This is a genomic window from Janthinobacterium sp. GMG2 (assembly GCF_033949445.1).
Taxonomy (GTDB): Bacteria; Pseudomonadota; Gammaproteobacteria; order Burkholderiales; family Burkholderiaceae_D; genus Janthinobacterium; species Janthinobacterium aestuarii.
The window spans coordinates 42,752-59,511 of record NZ_JAXAWA010000005.1 but is presented as its reverse complement, the minus strand read 5'-3'; the positions used below and the strand labels follow the sequence as shown (position 1 = coordinate 59,511).

The 16,760-nt window shown below is 61.9% G+C and carries 16 protein-coding genes; 4 read left to right on the top strand and 12 right to left on the bottom strand.

Going from position 1 to position 16,760, the window contains the following annotated elements; all coding sequences use genetic code 11:
- Positions 1-50: 50 nt before the first annotated feature.
- From cheD to flhD, 12 genes are all read right to left on the bottom strand, one after another.
- Complete coding sequence (gene cheD / locus SKZ59_RS18725) at positions 51-659, bottom strand: chemoreceptor glutamine deamidase CheD (RefSeq protein ID WP_034758343.1); 609 nt, start codon at positions 657-659, stop codon at positions 51-53.
- A 9-nt stretch (positions 660-668) separates the two neighbouring features.
- On the bottom strand, positions 669-1,541 hold the full coding sequence (locus SKZ59_RS18720) for a CheR family methyltransferase (RefSeq protein ID WP_319992604.1): 873 nt from the start codon (positions 1,539-1,541) through the stop codon (positions 669-671).
- Positions 1,542-1,611: 70 nt separating this feature from the next.
- The gene (locus SKZ59_RS18715) at positions 1,612-3,339 is read right to left on the bottom strand and encodes a methyl-accepting chemotaxis protein (protein ID WP_319992603.1); all 1,728 of its coding nucleotides are present in this window, start codon (positions 3,337-3,339) and stop codon (positions 1,612-1,614) included.
- A 195-nt stretch (positions 3,340-3,534) separates the two neighbouring features.
- Positions 3,535-4,041, bottom strand: a complete 507-nt coding sequence (locus SKZ59_RS18710) for a chemotaxis protein CheW (RefSeq protein ID WP_034758356.1) — start codon at positions 4,039-4,041, stop codon at positions 3,535-3,537.
- A gap of 30 nt (positions 4,042-4,071) precedes the next feature.
- Entirely contained in the window at positions 4,072-6,273 is a 2,202-nt protein-coding gene (gene cheA / locus SKZ59_RS18705; RefSeq protein WP_319992602.1) for a chemotaxis protein CheA, read from the bottom strand.
- 43 nt (positions 6,274-6,316) lie between these two features.
- On the bottom strand, positions 6,317-6,682 hold the full coding sequence (locus tag SKZ59_RS18700; RefSeq protein ID WP_034758362.1) for a response regulator: 366 nt from the start codon (positions 6,680-6,682) through the stop codon (positions 6,317-6,319).
- A gap of 83 nt (positions 6,683-6,765) precedes the next feature.
- Positions 6,766-7,314 carry a hypothetical protein gene (locus SKZ59_RS18695; protein WP_034758366.1) on the bottom strand — a complete coding sequence of 183 codons (549 nt, stop codon included), beginning with the start codon at positions 7,312-7,314 and terminating at the stop codon, positions 6,766-6,768.
- Positions 7,315-7,360: 46 nt separating this feature from the next.
- Positions 7,361-8,335, bottom strand: coding sequence for a flagellar motor protein MotB (motB, locus tag SKZ59_RS18690; RefSeq protein WP_034758370.1), 975 nt, complete (start codon positions 8,333-8,335; stop codon positions 7,361-7,363).
- Between the two features lie 58 nt (positions 8,336-8,393).
- A complete protein-coding gene (gene motA, locus SKZ59_RS18685) occupies positions 8,394-9,254 on the bottom strand; it encodes a flagellar motor stator protein MotA (protein WP_034758373.1) in 861 nt (286 codons plus the stop codon).
- 218 nt (positions 9,255-9,472) lie between these two features.
- A complete protein-coding gene (locus tag SKZ59_RS18680) occupies positions 9,473-10,279 on the bottom strand; it encodes a class I SAM-dependent methyltransferase (protein WP_319992601.1) in 807 nt (268 codons plus the stop codon).
- A gap of 73 nt (positions 10,280-10,352) precedes the next feature.
- Positions 10,353-10,916, bottom strand: a complete 564-nt coding sequence (gene flhC / locus SKZ59_RS18675) for a flagellar transcriptional regulator FlhC (RefSeq protein ID WP_034758379.1) — start codon at positions 10,914-10,916, stop codon at positions 10,353-10,355.
- A 45-nt stretch (positions 10,917-10,961) separates the two neighbouring features.
- Complete coding sequence (gene flhD, locus SKZ59_RS18670; RefSeq protein ID WP_034758381.1) at positions 10,962-11,279, bottom strand: flagellar transcriptional regulator FlhD; 318 nt, start codon at positions 11,277-11,279, stop codon at positions 10,962-10,964.
- Between the two features lie 606 nt (positions 11,280-11,885).
- On the opposite strand from flhD, the gene kynU reads away from it, so the two are divergent.
- From kynU to SKZ59_RS18650, 4 genes are all read left to right on the top strand, one after another.
- Positions 11,886-13,136: a kynureninase gene (kynU, locus tag SKZ59_RS18665; protein ID WP_319992600.1), complete on the top strand. Its 1,251-nt coding sequence runs from the start codon at positions 11,886-11,888 to the stop codon at positions 13,134-13,136.
- 8 nt (positions 13,137-13,144) lie between these two features.
- Positions 13,145-14,032 (top strand): tryptophan 2,3-dioxygenase, encoded by an 888-nt coding sequence (gene kynA / locus SKZ59_RS18660; RefSeq protein WP_070306140.1) that lies wholly within the window; start codon positions 13,145-13,147, stop codon positions 14,030-14,032.
- 23 nt (positions 14,033-14,055) lie between these two features.
- Complete coding sequence (locus SKZ59_RS18655; RefSeq protein ID WP_319992599.1) at positions 14,056-14,601, top strand: alpha/beta hydrolase; 546 nt, start codon at positions 14,056-14,058, stop codon at positions 14,599-14,601.
- A 102-nt stretch (positions 14,602-14,703) separates the two neighbouring features.
- Complete coding sequence (locus SKZ59_RS18650; RefSeq protein ID WP_319992598.1) at positions 14,704-16,758, top strand: hypothetical protein; 2,055 nt, start codon at positions 14,704-14,706, stop codon at positions 16,756-16,758.
- Positions 16,759-16,760: the final 2 nt, after the last annotated feature.

Genomic DNA, 16,760 nt, shown 5'->3' with positions numbered 1-16,760 from the left:
CCGCCGCAAGCCGCACAGCGCGACGCGCAGCAGGTTTGGTCGGGTGTTTGTCAGAACAGTTCGACTTCGCCGCCCACCGGCGCGACCTTGAGGCGGCTGGCGTAATCGAGTTCGCGGCGCACCAGCGTATCGTTATGCGTCTGCATCAGCTTTTTCACCAGCACCTTGCCGCTGCGGGGGAAGAAGTAGACCTTGCGAGGGTGGATGTCGTTGAGGTCTTCGGCCACCACGCGCATCTTTTCCGCTTTCAGGTAGTTGATGACGAAGGCCGCATTGCGTTCACCGACGTTGATCGCCGTGAAGCCGCGCAGCACGGCGCCGCCGCCGAACACTTTCGCTTCCATGTTCTCGCGCCGCGCGCCCGCCTTCAGCAAATCGTTGATCAGGATTTCCATGGCGTAGGTGCCATAGCGCATCGACGCGGAAATCGGGCTGTTCGGATCGCTGCCGCCATCGGGCAGCATGAAATGGTTCATGCCGCCCAGGCCCGTGACGCGGTCACGGATGCAGGCCGAGACGCAGGAGCCGAGCACGGTGACGATCAGCATGTCCTTGTTGGTAAAGTAATACTCACCAGGCAAGATCTTGGCGGCGTCACAGTTGAACGTCCTGTCGTAATAGACGTTAGTGGCGAATTGCTCTTTGGATTCCAGGCTCATATTTCACTCTCATGTACGATGCGACGTTGCCTTGGGCGCGGCGCCCCGGGGCTGGTCGAGCTCATAGACTGTTTTACCGCGCAGCTTCAATGAATCCGACACGTACAGAAAATTCTCCGAATGGCCCGCAAACAGCAGGGCATCAGGCTTCATCAGTGGCACAAAGCGCGACAGGATCTTGCGCTGCGTCGCCTTGTCAAAATAAATCATCACGTTGCGGCAAAAGATGACGTCGAACTGCCCCGTCAATGGCCAGCCATCGGCCAGCAGGTTGAGCGGCTTGAAGGTGATCATCTGGCGCAGTTCCGGGCGCACCCGCACCTGTCCTTCGCGGTCGCCCTTGCCGCGCAAGAAAAAGCGCCGCGCACGGTCGGCCGGCATCTTGTCGAGCCGGTCCAGGTTGTAGACGCCATTGGCGGCCGTGGCCAGCACGTTCGTGTCGATGTCCGTGGCGATGATGGTGACGGGCGGCGTGAGCGTATTGAACGCCTCGCACACCGTCATGGCGATCGAGTACGGCTCCTCGCCGGTGGAACTGGCCGAACACCAGATGGTGATCGGCCCGCTCAATTTTTTCACATGCTCGGCCAGCAGCGGGAAGTGATGCGCCTCGCGGAAGAACGACGTCAGGTTGGTCGTCAGCGCATTCGTGAACGCTTCCCACTCGTCGCCCATGCGGCCCGCTTCCAGGTCGTCCAGGTAGCGGACGAACGAGGAGATGCCGGTCGCGCGCAATCGCCTGGCCAGGCGGCTGTAGACCATTTCCTGCTTGCTGTCGGCCAGCGCGATGCCGGCCCGCTTGTAAATCATGGCGCGGACCCGTTCGAAGTCCTTGCCAGTGAAATCAAATTCCTTGACCGAATCCGTTTTAGTTTGCGGCATTTGTTTTTACCTCTCTATGACTACTCTGACCAATGCCTTTGCAAGTATAACTAGCGGGACCGGGTTGGCGTTAGAACTCTTCCCAATCGTCGCCGCCGGCCGCCGCCAGCTTTTTTGCGGGCGGTGGCGAGCCGGCTTGCGCCGTCTGTGCCAACCGCCGTGTATTTGCCGCCACACTCGGTGCCGGCCGTGCCGCCGCTTTTACTACCGGCACCAGCGCGGGCGCGGGCATGGCCGCCTGCGCCGCGCTCTCGCCGTCGAGCTTGAAGATGCTGACGGCGTCGCCGAGATTCTGCGCCTGCTCCTGCATGCTTTCGGCGGCCGCCGCCGCTTCCTCGACCAGCGCCGCATTTTGCTGCGTCATCTGGTCCATCTGCGCGATGGCCTGGTTCACTTCCTCGATACCGTGGCTCTGTTCCTGCGTCGCCGCCGTGATCTCGCCCATGATGTCGGCCACCTGCCGGATCGACGTGACGATCAGGCCCATGGTCTGCCCCGCCTCGTCCACCAGGCGGCTGCCGGCATCGACCTTGTCGACCGAGTCGCCGATCAGGCCCTTGATTTCCTTGGCTGCGCCGGCCGATCGTTGCGCCAGATTGCGCACTTCCGACGCCACCACCGCAAAACCGCGCCCCTGCTCGCCTGCGCGCGCCGCTTCGACGGCCGCATTCAATGCCAGGATATTCGTCTGGAACGCAATGCCGTCGATGACGCCGATGATGTCGACGATCTTGCGCGAGCTGTCCTTGATGGAACCCATGGTATCGACCACTTGCGCCACCACCTTGCCGCCCTGCTCCGCCACCGACGATGCTGACACGGCCAGCTGGTTGGCCTGGCGCGCGTTGTCCGCGTTCTGCTTCACGGTCGACGTCAGCTCTTCCATCGACGACGCCGTCTCTTCGAGCGAACTGGCCTGCGTTTCCGTGCGCGCCGACAGGTCCGCATTGCCGCTGGCGATCTCGCGCGAGGCCACGGTGATGGTTTCCGTTCCCTTGCGTACGTCGCTGACCGTCTGCACCAGGCTCTCGTTCATGTCCTTCAATGCCTGCTGCAGCGCGCTCGTTTCATCCTTGCCTTCGACCACCACGCGCGACGTCAGTTCGCCGGCCGCCACCTTTTGCGCCACGGCCACTGCGCCGGACAGCGGCACCGTGATCGAGCGCGTGATGAAGATGGCGCACCAGGCGCCGATCGCCACCGCCGCGCCGCCCAGGATGAACAGTACCGTCATCAGGCGCGCATCGGCCGCCAGCGAGTCGTCCATGAAGCTTTGCTGCGCCACGTGCTGCAAGTCGAGCAGCTTGTTGATATCGGCCAGGGTCGTCTTGTTCAAGGGATCGATGCGGGTGGCGATCACCTTCGCCGCGCCCTCGCTGTTAAACGCCAGCACCTGCCCCATCGCTTCCTTGAAGGCGGCATCAACTTCGCCGTCGACCTTGGCGATATTGGCCAGCAGCGCCTTCTCGCCATCGGACAGGCCCAGGGTGGCCAGCTTGCCGCGCGCGCCGTCGTACAGCTTGCGCTGCGCGCGCACCTTGCCCTCTTCCGCCTGCATCAGGGCCACATCGCCCTGCAAGCCGATATTGCGCATGGCGATACCGGTTTCCAGCATCGCGCTTTTCATCAGCGACGCCTGCGTATTCTTTTCGCTTGCCAGCTCCAGGCCCGTGAGCAGCTGGGCCTTGTTACGGTAATTCAGTGCATTCGCCGAAACGATCACCACCACCAGGATGGCGAGGATGCTGCCAAAACCTATCCCCAGCCGGGTGCCTATCTTGAAATCGCGCAAACTCATTACAGTCTCCAATATTTATGTGAACGGCGCCCGTTCAACCGGACGGCGCCGTGTTGTGGCCTGGTCTCTGTCGGACCTTGCAGCCTGCCGGCGCGCCTCTAGATGCTGCTCGCGCCGGTACATGCATATCTGTAGTGATTCTTTGCGTTGTAAAACGGCGGCGCACCGGGCGCCGCCTTGCTGCCATGCGGAGGCTTACGCCGCCAGCTTGTCGATCAGGCCCATCTCGCTGCTCGACATCAGCTTGTCGATGTCGACCAGGATCAGCATGCGCTCGTCGATGGTGCCCAGGCCGATCATGTAGTCGGTCGAGAAGGCGGTGCCCATTTCCGGCGCCGGTTTCACCTGCTCCGGCGTCAGGGTGGTGACGTCGGAAACGCTGTCGACCACCATGCCGACGATACGGCCGCCGATATTCAGGATGATCACCACCGTGAACTGGTCGTACACGGGCGTGCCCAGATTGAACTTGATGCGCATGTCGACCACGGGAATGATGATGCCGCGCAGGTTGATCACGCCCTTGATGAATTCAGGCGCGTTGGCGATGCGGGTGACCGCTTCGTAACCGCGGATTTCCTGGACCTTCAGGATATCGATGCCGTACTCTTCGGAGCCCAGGGTGAAGGCCAGGAATTCACGGCCGGCGATGTCCTTGCCGTCGCCCGCATTGCTTCCGGATGTTTGTTGAGTATCTGACATGGTGCGTTTTCCTATCTTTATCTATCGGTATTACGAAAAAATGGACTCGTCAGCCAGCTGGCGCGAGGAACGGATCAGGGCGGCGACATCGAGAATCAGCGACACGCCGCCATCGCCCAGGATGGTGGCGCCGGAAATGCCCACCACCTTGCGGTAATTCGATTCGAGGTTTTTCACCACGACTTGCTGCTGTCCCACCAGGTCGTCGACAAACAGGGCCGCCTTGCGCCCTTCCGTCTCGAGGATCACGCAGATGCCTTCCGAAGGGCTGGTAAAGCGCGGCGCGATGTCGAACATCTGGTACAGCGGGATCAATGGCAAGTATTCGCCGCGCACTTTCACCACCTGCCCCTTGCCGCTGATGTCCTTGATATCCTCAACGGCTGGCTGCAGCGATTCGATGACAAAGCCCAGCGGTAAAATATACACTTCGTCGCCGACTCTGATCGACATGCCGTCGAGGATGGCCAGGGTCAGCGGCAGCGAGATGGAAATCGTCGTGCCGAAGCCTTTCGCGGAACGGATGTCGACGACGCCGCCCATGGCGCTGATATTGCGCTTGACGACATCCATGCCCACGCCGCGGCCCGACACGTCGGTGACGGCTTCGGCGGTGGAAAAGCCGGGCGCGAAAATCAGCTGCCACACGTCGGCGTCGCTCATCGTCTCGGACACGTCCAGCCCCTGCTGCGCGGCCTTGGCCAGGATGCGCTCGCGGTTCAAGCCCGCGCCGTCATCGGATACCTCGATGATGATGTTGCCGCCCTGATGGCTGGCCGAGAGGAACAGCCGGCCGGCCTCGGTCTTGCCGGCGGCCACGCGGGCGGCCGGCATTTCCACGCCGTGGTCGATACTGTTGCGCACCAGGTGCGTGAGCGGATCGACGATGCGCTCGATGAGGCCCTTGTCCAGTTCCGTGGCGGCGCCATTCGTGATGAAGTCGACCTTCTTGCCCAGTTTCGTCGCCAGATCGCGCACCATGCGCGGGAAGCGCGAAAAGACGAAATCCATCGGCATCATGCGGATCGACATCACCGCTTCCTGCAAGTCGCGCGTGTTGCGCGTCAGGTGGCTGACGCTGTCGAGCAGCTTTTCATGCAGCATCGGGTCGAGCGCGCTGGCGCGCTGCTCGATCATCGCCTGCGTGATCACCAGTTCGCCCACCAGGTTGATCAGCTGATCGACTTTCTCGATCGAGACGCGGATCGACGACGATTCGGCACCGGCCTTGTCGCCTTCTTTCTTGGCCGGTTTCTTTTCCTGCTCCGCTTCGGCCACGGCGCTGGCCACGGCCGGCGCGGCGGCTGCGCTGGCGTTGCCAGCCTTGGCCGCGTCGGCGCGTATCTGTTCGAGTGGCTGGAAGAAACCGTAGCCCTGTTCGGCGTCGCTCTGCACGCCGGCGGCGGCGCGGATATCCTCGAGCGGCTGGAAGAAGCCATAACCGGGGTCCGCCGCGCCCTGCGCGGCAGGCGTGCCTGGCAGCGGGTCGAAGAAACCGTAGCCCTGGGCTTTTTCCTGCGCCGCGCGGGCCGCTTCGGCTTCGCCTGGCGCCAGTGGCGGCGCCTGCGTGATCACCATGTCGTCGGGATTGAGCACGAACGAGCAGATGGCCAGGATATCGTCCAGGCTTTCATGCGTCGTCACTTCCAGCACCTTGCGCGCGTCGGGCAAGGCGGACACGGCGACATCGCCCAGCAAACCCAGTTCGGCCGCCAGCGCATCGACTTCGCGCGGCTCCATGGCCGGCAGTTCCAGGCGGATGCGATGGCCGCCGGCATGGCTGACGGCGGCTTTTTCCGCCGTATGGAAGGCCGGTGCGACGGGCGTAAGCGCAGCCACGGGCACGTCCTGCGAAAACGACTGCAGCATCATGCGCACATTGGCCACGGCATCCTGGTCGACGGCACTGCCCAGACGGTGGCCGTCGAGCTGCATCTTGAGGATATCCTTGGCCGCCAGGAAGGCATCGACGTGTTCCGCCGTCAGGGCCATCTGGCCCTGACGGATACGGTCGAGCAGCGACTCGAGGATGTGCGTCACCTCGCTCATGTCGGAGAGGCCGAACGTCGATGCGCCGCCCTTGATCGAATGGGCGGTACGGAAAATGGCATTCAGGTCTTCGGCGTCGGGCGCCGCAATATCAACGGCCAGCAGCAGCCGTTCTTTTTCAGCCAGCAGTTCTTCGGCCTCATCGAAAAAGACCTGAAAAAACTGGCTAATATCGATGGTCATAGGGTGACTCCGTCAATTGCATCGTTGCACTGCGCGGCTGGCATCAGCCGATCACCTTCTTGACCACTTCGATCAGGCGTTGCGGATCGAACGGCTTGACCAGCCAGCCATTGGCGCCGGCGGCACGTCCTTTCGATTTCATCTCGTCCGACGACTCCGTCGTCAGCATCAGGATGGGTACCTTCTGGTAGGTCGGCAGTTCGCGCAACAGCTTGATCAGTTCCAGACCATCCATGCGCGGCATGTTCTGGTCCGTCAATACCAGGTCCACGGTTTGCAGCTTGGCTTTTTCCAGTCCGTCCTGGCCGTCGACGGCCTCCACCACCTGGTAACCGGCGGCTTTCAGGCTGAACGCCACCATCTGGCGCAATGAGCTGGAATCGTCCACTGCAAGTATCGTTTTGGCCATCTTTGCTCCCACTTATTCCGGGCATCCTGCCCGAGTATTTGATTAATCAATCCATGCAACCACAAGCGCTCCGCACTGGCATGCTAGAACAGCTCGATGTCGCCACTTTCCAAATGCTGTTGACTGACAGCCTTGCGCAGCACGCTGCGCAACTCCAGGCTTTGAATCGCCAGCGCCATGCTGACCCGCCCCAGCAAGGCGACAATTTCTTCATTGTCGCTCTCCGGCAACATCTCCGCGCCATGCTCGCCCAGGGTCCCGAGGAACTCGCGCAAGCCCGTCACGCGCTTCAAGGTGCGCTCGATCAGCTGGCTGGTCATGTCCTGGAACTGCAGGCTGGTGATGGCCGCATTCACATAGCCCCCCACCTCATCCTGCAACGCCAGCAGTTTTTCGCGCTGCTGCTCGGCCGGAATACCGCCGTCGAGCAGCAAGGCGATGGTGTCTTGCTGCGCAGCGACGGCTGCGTGTATCGCCATGAAATTGAAGGACAGCTTCTCGATCGCCTCTTCCAGCAAGATGCCGGTCTGCACCAGGTCGGTTTCCACCTCCGTCAAGTGCTTGCGGCCATGGTCCGACACGCCAGACAGCAGGCGCTTTACATGCGAGCCAAGTATTTTCTTTCTTGTCATAAAGGTCTCATTGTTTCAATACACCACGCGTCGACAGCCTTGCGTGTTATTTTTTCGCCGCTGCCGGGGCGGGGACTGGCGCCGCGGGCGGCGCACCGGCCGCCAGCCCTGACGCGACAGCGGCGGAAGCGGCATCGGTCACCGGCAGCTCGATCGCCGAACCATCGCGCAGGACATTTTCTTCCGTGCGTTTGTTCATGACGATGATGCTGATGCGCCGGTTGATCGGATTGAAGGGGTCGAGCTTGTCCAGGTGGGCGGCCGAACCGAGCCCCACCACGCGCAAGACTTTTTCTTCCTTCATGCCGCCGATCACCAGTTCGCGCCGCGACGCATTCGCGCGGTCGGCCGACAATTCCCAGTTGCTGTAGCCGGCATCGCTCATGTAGGGCGTCGAATCCGTATGGCCGGACAGGCCGATGCGGTTTGGCACTTCATTGAGCACGAAGCCGATCGCGTGCAGGATTTCCTTGGTGTACGGTTGCAGATTCGCATTGGCGAGCGCAAACATCGGACGGTTCTGCTCGTCGACGATCTGGATGCGCAAGCCTTCGCTGGTGATATCGAGCAGCAACTGGTTCTTGTATTTTTTCAGCAGGGGATTGGCGTCGATGGTCGCTTCGATGCGCGCCTTGAGCGCCTGCAGGCGCTTGCCCTCTTCGCGCTCGAGCGCGGCCTTGGCGGAATTGAGGTCGAACGATTTGCGCTGCTGCTCTTCCTGCGCCTTGCGCACCTGCCCATCCTGGCGCGACAAGTCCTGGCCGCCGCCCTGGATCACGGAATTGCTCTCGCCGCTGCCTGAGCCGCCTGCCATCGCCACTTTCAGCGGCGTCTTGAAGAATTCGGAAATGCCGTTCAAGTCGCCCTTCGAGGTGGAGCCCAGCAGCCACATCAGCAGGAAGAAGGCCATCATGGCCGTGACAAAGTCGGCGTAGGCGATTTTCCACGCCCCGCCATGGTGCCCGCCAGCCGTCTTCTTGATACGCTTGACGATAATCGGGCGCATGCCTTCATCGGCCATGGCGTCCCCCTTCCGTGTGCTGCAAATGACTCATGGTATCCAGGCGTATATTCACTGCTTACTTCGTTTTCGATTTCTTGATGTGGTCTTCGAGCTCGTTGAACGTCGGGCGCTCGGTCGAGAACAGCACCTTGCGGCCGAACTCCACGGCCAGCGCCGGCGCGTAGCCGTTCAGGCTGGCCAGCAAGGTCACTTTCACGCACTGGAACATCTTGCTCGACTCTTCCAGCTTCTGCTCGAGCAGGCTGGCCAGCGGGCCGACGAAACCATACGCCAGCAAGATGCCGAGGAAGGTGCCGACCAGCGCGTGTGCGATCAGCATGCCCAGCTCGGCCGGCGGGATGCCCACCGACTCCATCGTGTGCACCACGCCCATCACGGCGGCGACGATACCGAACGCGGGCAAGCCATCGCCCACCTTGGCGATCACGTGGGCCGGCACGGCGCCTTCGTGATGGTGCGTCTCGATTTCGTTGTCCATCAGGTTTTCGATCTGGAACGCGTCCATATTGCCCGACACCATCAGGCGCAGGTAATCGGTCATGAATTCGACGATGTGGTGGTCGGCCAGCACGGCCGGGTACTTGGAAAACAGCGGGCTTTCCTCGGGCTTGTCGATATCGCCTTCGATCGACATCAAGCCTTCCTTGCGCACCTTGCTGAGCACTTCGAACAGCAAGGACATCAGTTCCATGTACAGCTCTTTGGTATAGCGCGAGCCCTTGAACAGGCTCGGCAAGGCGGCGATCGTTGCCTTGATGGCCTTGTTATTGTTACCAACAAGGAAGGCGCCCAGGGCGGCGCCGCCGATCATCAGCAACTCCAGCGGCTGGAACAGCGCCGCCAGATGGCCGCCGGCCATTGCGAAGCCGCCAAAGACCGAGGCGCAAACGATGATGTATCCGATTATGACTAACAAGTGCCCTGACTCCCAATAATGGCCGGGCCTGTGTGCCCGGCATGTTCAAACCTGTTCCTGTCTTCTGGCGGCTGCGCCGCCGGCAAGGACAGTGGCAAAAAAGTAACCGAAAGTTAATTGAAATGCCCCGCTTTTCAACGCAATTCCGAGAAAATGCCGTGTGGAACTACAATAACGTGAGATTGCCCCACGGGCAAGCAAATAACGCAGACAATTGCTTAAAAGCACCATATGTAAAGCAAAGGACCACCCTCTGTGGCGGCGATGGTCTTATCGGGCTTGCGTGCCGCAATCTGGAATTCGTAACTAAGAAGCATGCTGCCGGGCAACATTTCCCTTTCCGCCTTGCTCCACAGGGCTGCCATCGCCGCCGGCGACAGGTAGGCAAACACCACGTCGTAGCGGCCGAAATCGAGCGCTTCGTAGTCGCCGCGCAGGAAGCGCGCGCGGCTGCCCGCCAGCTTCGCGCGCAAGCGGCTTGCCAGCCACGGCAGCGGCGCCAGTTCGATGCCGGAGAACTGCCCGTCGGACCGGCGCCGCGCCAGGTCCAGCACCAGGCCGCCCAGGCCGCTGCCGATATCGATCAGGCGCACGCCGGGACGGTCCGCGATCAGCTCGGCCACGGCCTGCCACACCTTCGGCCCCGACGGATAAAACGGCACTTGCGTGCGAAATGTGGACCAGTACAGACTCATCAGGAAAACAAAGGCCGCCAGGAACACGGCCGGGGGCCAGTCAAGCAGGCTGGCCGCCAGCAAGGCGGGCGCAAACAGCAGGCCGATGGCGCACCACCAACGCGCCAGTCCCGCACGCCACGTGATGAGCGCCGCCAGCACGCCCTGCACCAGCACCACGGCCGGCATCGACATGGCCACGCCGCCGCGCGCCAGGCCATATACCAATAGCAACATCAAGGGAAAGGCCAGCACCTGGATCAGGATGGCCTTGAGCGCGGGCGCGCGCAGGATTTGTTGCAGCATGGGGTAGTCGAAGGAGGAAAACGCCAGTGTAAGCGAAAGCATCATGAAAAAACCGGAGTCCGGTCTGGCGACCGCTCCGGTTTTTACTGAGGCTATATTGGGACAGTAATGGGCAATATCAGGCGGCGACACCCGGCAATGCACCAGCGGCCGCTTCATCGCGCGCCTTCTTGGTCTTGCCTGCACGCGAAGGCATGTGGCACAGGCCGCACACATAATCGGCGTTCAGGTCGAGGCAGTTGACGACGAACTTGCCGCCGCACTTGCCGCAGGGCGCCATGTCCAGCATCTTGCTGCTGAAAAAGCGCACGAGGGTCCAGGCCCGGGTCAGCGACAGCAGCGGCTCTTCGCCCGCTTCAGGCGGCATCTGTTCCAGATACAGTTTATAGGCCTTCATCACGGCTTCGATGCCCGTGGCGCCGGCGTGGTCGACGAGGAATTTGTGGATATTGATGAACAGCGAGGAATGGATATTCGGTTGCCAGGTGATGAACCAGTCGGTGGAAAACGGCAGCATGCCCTTGGGCGGCGAGACGCCCTTCAATTCCTTGTACAGATTCAGCAGGCGTTCGCGCGACAGCGAGACTTCCGTCTCCAGCAGTTGCAAACGGGCGCCCAGCTGTATCAATTCGATGGCCAGCTGGATTTCCTGCGCTTCCGATACGACACTTTTCTTGGCCATGCTGTGTACTCCGCTACTGACTGATACTGACTGAAGGTTGTTGCATCAAGCGATTTCTTCGACGCCCTGACCAGCCATTAAGATGGCTGCATGCGACTGGGCCAGCGAACGGTCTTTATTGTAGTTCGTCAACATGCCCAGGATGGCGCTGTCGTCGAAGCGGAAGCGGGCCAGCATCATGTTGCCGCCAGCAAGCTTGAGGATCTGCGCATTGCTCATGCCTTCGATCAGTTCGGCGATTTCGGCGGCGATGCCCAAACGGAAGATGGCCGTTACCTTGTCCGCACGAATCATTTGCTGGGCCAGCATCAGGTAGCTCAGGTTAGCGTCGCGAATCTCAGCCATCATGTCGTTAGCAGTCATTTCCATCTCCTCAATCCGTTGAATTCAGCTGGCATTGTTTGTTGCCAGTGAGATACATTCTGCAGGAGCAACATTAAACGCAACAGAGGCGCAGCGCTGTATTTTTGGTCGGGGAATAGCGGATGGGATCGTAGGTGTTTGTCTGACAAACACTGCTCGATCATGGTCGCACGCCAGTATCGGCGCGGATGTCTGTGGTTGGCTGTATGCCGGATTTAGCCAATTTTTGGCCTGTAAAAAATATCACTTTTTTACAACAACTTGATCGGAATCAAGCTTGTCTACCTAGATAACGGCTGCCTTGGCAGGAACTTTAGGGCTTTTTTGAAAAATATTTCAAAAACCTGCATTCTTTTTTGGCCGGTTTGACACCGTTCATGTAATCGTTGACGGCGGCGCCTGGCGAAACTTTAGGGTTATTTGAAAATATTTTTAAAAATCGTGATTTTTTTCGTTGACGCCCCGCAGGCTGGCACTTCGCGCGCCTCCTCGAACGCGGAAATGCCGCTTTCCGGCGTGGATTTGCTACACTGCCTGCTTCCGCACAATACTTTAAGCTTCAAGCAATATCGTGCCACTGAGACAAGTATCAATATGAAAGCCACCATGATTTCTCGACATGACTGCAGCGCACGCGACCTCGACGATCCCCTGGCGCCCTTGCGCCAGCAATTCGACTTGCCGCAAGGCGTGATTTACCTCGACGGCAATTCCCTGGGCGCGCGGCCGAAAGCGGCCCTGACCCGCGCCCAGCACGTCATCACGGCAGAATGGGGCACGGACCTGATCCGCAGCTGGAATACGGCCGGCTGGTTCGACCTGCCCAAGCGCCTGGGCGACCGCCTGGCCCCGCTACTGGGCGCCGGCACGGGCGAAGTGGTGATCACCGACACCACTTCCGTCAACCTGTTCAAGGCCCTGGCCGCCGCCCTGCAGATGCAGGCCAGCGATCCCGCGCATGCCGCGCGGCGCATCATCGTCAGCGAACGCAGCAACTTCCCCACCGACCTGTACATGGCGCAAGGCCTGGCCGCCTGGCTCGATCGCGGTTACCAGCTGCGCCTGGTCGACAGTCCCGAGGAACTGGCGCAAGCGATCGATACCGATTGCGCCGTCGCCATGCTCACGCACGTCAACTACCGCACCGGCTACCAGCACGACATGGCCGCCATCAGCAGCCATTGCCACGCGCAAGGCACGCTGGCGCTGTGGGACCTGGCCCATTCGGCCGGCGCCGTGCCGCTGGACCTGAACGGCGCCGGCGCCGACCTGGCCGTCGGCTGCACCTACAAATACCTGAATGGCGGCCCCGGCTCGCCCGCCTTCATCTGGGTGCCGCAAAAACACCAGGCACGCTTCCGCCAGCCTTTGTCCGGCTGGTGGGGCCACGCCACGCCGTTCGCCATGGACCCGGGCTTCGCGCCCGCCGACGGCATCGCCCGCGCCCTGTGCGGCACGCAGCCGATACTCTCGCTGGCCCTCGTCGAATGCGGCCTCGATATCTTTGCGCAAACAAGCATGGAAGCCATCCGGCGCAAGTCGCTGGCCCTGACAGACCTGTTCATCGCGCTGGTGGAGCAGCGCTGCGCCAGCCATCCGCTGGGTCTCGTCACGCCGCGCGAGCATGCGCGCCGCGGCAGCCAGGTCAGCTTCACGCACCCGCATGGCTATGCCGTGATGCAGGCACTGATCGCGCGCGGCGTGATCGGCGACTACCGCGAACCGGCCATCATGCGCTTCGGCTTCACGCCCCTGTACACGAGCTTTGCCAACGTGTGGGATGCCGTGGAAATCCTGCGCGACATCCTCGACACACTAGCCTACGACATCGCCGCCAAGCGCGATGCCGTCACCTGAATCCCCCCATGAGCGACGACAAGAATATGAACAAGGAAAACACCAGCGGCTGCCCCATGCATGCGGGCGGCCAGGATGCGCAGTGGCATGGCGCGCAGATGGACTTCAGCGAATCGATGAGCTACGGCAACTACCTGGCGCTGGACCGCATCCTCACGGCCCAGCATCCGCTGTCACCGAATCACAACGAAATGCTGTTCATCGTGCAGCACCAGACGAGCGAATTGTGGATGAAGCTGATGCTGCACGAAATGCATGCCGTGCGCGCCAACCTGCAAAGCGGCGACCTGGCGCCCGCCTTTAAAATGCTGGCCCGCGTGGCGCGCATCATGGACCAGCTGGTGCACGCCTGGGACGTGCTGGCCACCATGACACCGCCCGAATACACGGCCATCCGTCCCTACCTGGGCGCCTCGTCCGGCTTCCAGTCCTTCCAGTACCGCGAGATCGAATTCATCCTGGGAAACAAGAACGCCGCCCTGCTCAACGTGCACACGACGGCGCCGGACACCTACAAGGTGCTCGACGCCGCCCTGCGCACGCCCTCCGTCTACGACGAGTCGATCAAGCTGCTGGCGCGCAGCGGCCTGTATATCGCCCCCGAGCGCCTGGATGCCGACTGGACCTTGCCGACCAGCACCGACGCCTCCGTCAAGGCGGCGTGGCTGGAAGTCTACCGCGACCCGTCGAAACACTGGGCCCTGTACGAGCTGGCCGAAAAGCTGGTCGACCTGGAAACGGCCTTCCGCTTCTGGCGCTTCCGCCATGTGACGACGGTCGAGCGCATCATCGGCTTCAAGACGGGTACGGGCGGCACGGCGGGCGTCAGCTATTTGCGCAAGATGCTCGACGTGGTATTGTTCCCCGAGCTCTTCGCCTTACGCACGGAGCTCTGATTTCAATTTCAAAAGGAGAAATGATGTCGCCTCTGGTCCTGACCCTGGCCGGCCTGTGGAATTCCGGGCCGCAGCACTGGCAAACCCATTGGGAAGCGCGCCACCCGCAATGGTCGCGCGTGCCGCACGGGGAATGGCAGACGCCGGACAAGGACGAATGGGTGGCGGAGCTCGACCGCGCCATCGCCGCCTGCGAGCGCCCGCCCGTGCTGGCGGCGCACAGCCTGGCCTGCACGCTGGTGGCCCATTGGGCTGCCAGCGGCTCGCCGCACAAGATCGCAGGCGCCTTCCTCGTCGCCCCCAGCGATGTGGACGCGCCCTCCTACCCCACCGGCACGACGGGCTTTGCGCCGATGCCGCTGCAAGCCTTGCCGTTTCCCAGCCTGGTGGTCGCCAGCGGCGATGATCCCTACGTCAGCTTCGCGCGGGCACGCGCGTTTGCCGCCGCCTGGGGCAGCGATTTCACCATGATCGGCGACGCCGGCCATATCAACGGCGACGCCGGCTACGGCCCGTGGCCGGACGGCGAACAGCTGCTACTGGACTTCTGCGCCGCGCACCAGCCCTGAACAAGGGCGCGCACACAATAGACGCGCGCCCATTTGCCCGCAAGTAAGAACGCAGGCAGAATCGTGGCCTTTCCATTGCGGCGCCCCGGCGCCAGCCTCACGATGAAACGTCTGCTTCTGCCCTTGCTGCTCTGCTCCGCCTTCGCCCACGGCGCGCCCTTCTACGAAGGCAAGACCCTCGCCCATCCCGCCATCACCGCTTCGCAGGACAGCGGCTTCGACATCGCCTTTCTCAAGGAAAAAGAGGGCGTCAACGGCTATTACTGCGAATGCAAGAGCGACAGCTCGAAACCCATTTTGCTCGACCAGTTCGGCAACGCCGTTATCCGTTCCGTCTTCTACGCCTCGCTGGACAAGGAGTCGGACGACAGCGTGCAAACCATGCTGGTGCTGTTCCGGCAGGACGGCAAGAACGGCTTGCGCGCCTACCGCTACCACCGCAGCTCCGGCAAGTACCGGCGCCTCGACGGCTTGCAGCCGGCCCTGAACCGCATCGTGGCGCAAAGCGCCGCGCCCAACGCGGGCCAGGTCAAGGCGGCGCTGGCCAAGCTGGCGCCGATGGACTACAGCGTCGCGCGCGGCAAGAGCGGCAATGCGGACTTCGACGCCATCGACCATACGCAGGGCACCGTCGTCGGCTACTACAGCGACGAGGGCAAGCCCGTGGAGGCTGGCAGCCAGGACGCCATCATCTACAAGAAAACCTTCGAGAAGAAAGGCGACCGTTTTCTCACCGCCAGCTACACCCTGTACAGCGATGCGGGCGCCGGCATCCTGCGCAATTACCGCCTGTGGCAAGTGACATGGGAAACGGCGCCGAAGCAGTTCACGGGCAGCCAGGAAGGCCCTTCCGTCATCTACAGCCTGGCCTGGGACGACGGCTCGGTGGTCGAGCGGGGCCAGTACGCGAAAGGCAAGCGCCAGGGCCTGTGGGTGCGCGAAGGCATGCACGAAGGCAGCGAAAAAGGCCATTTCGTCGATGGCCTGCAGGAAGGCATGTGGTACTTCAATTACCCAAAACAGAGCGAGAGCGGCATGTACCGGGCCGGCAAGCGCGAAGGCCGCTGGACGGTCGTCAACTATGCCGATGCAGAGGAAGTGACGGGCTTCGACACCTACGCGGGCGGCCAGCTGAACGGCCCGCACGAACGCCGCATGGGCGGCAAGCTGCAAACGCGCGGCAACTACGTGAACGGCTCGCGCCATGGCGCATGGATCACGGAAGACGGCGACGGCAGCTTCATCGAAGGCTTGCGCGACGGTCCGTGGAAACTCAAGCTCAAGGACAAGGCCACGCAAAGCGTCAGTTTCGTGCAAGGCAAGAAACAGGGCGAAGCGATCGACACGGATGCGCAGGGCGCGCTGCGCCTGCGCGACCATTACCAGGCCGGCGTGCTCGAAGGCAGCCGCACGCGCTATCTGGGCCCGGCCGGCAAGGAATACGTGGTCTACACGGCCACCTACCGCAACGGCCAGCTCGATGGGCGTGAACAGGCATTCGACGACAGCGGCAAGATCCTGCGCCTCGATACCTTGTGGGAGATGGGCAAGAAGCAGGGCCTGGACGCGCGCTACTACCCGAACGGCAAGCCGGAGCGGCTGGCCGTCATCGACCAGGGCCGCCTGCTCACGCACCTGCGCGAATACTATGAAGACGGCCAGCTGCTCAACGACATCCACCGCTGCACCTTCAAGGAATACGGCAGCACGCGCGACGACGTGTGCGAGTACCACCATATGTACTACCCGGACGGCAAGCCGCAGTATTACTACGCCTTCCAGTACGGCCAGCGCCAGGAAGGCTATTCGAACTACCCGAACGGCAAGCGCAAGGATGAACTGCTGGTCGACCGCGCCGCCGACACCTCGGTCTTGAACGTCTATTACGAAAGCGGCCAGCTCAAATGCACGGAGCCGCGCAGCGGCCACAGCACGCGCACGGTCAACGGCGAGACCATGATCAGCTATGCTTCGTCCGACCGCGACGGCGACAATATCTGCTACCACCCGAATGGCAAGGTGGCCAGCATCTACACCTTCCGCAAGCGCGTGCTCGTGGAGTGCGGCAAGCGCTACGACGACACGGGCAAGCAAACGTTTCCGGGGCCGGAAGGCTGCCCTCCTCCCAGGAAAGTGGACTACCCGATAGGACTATGACC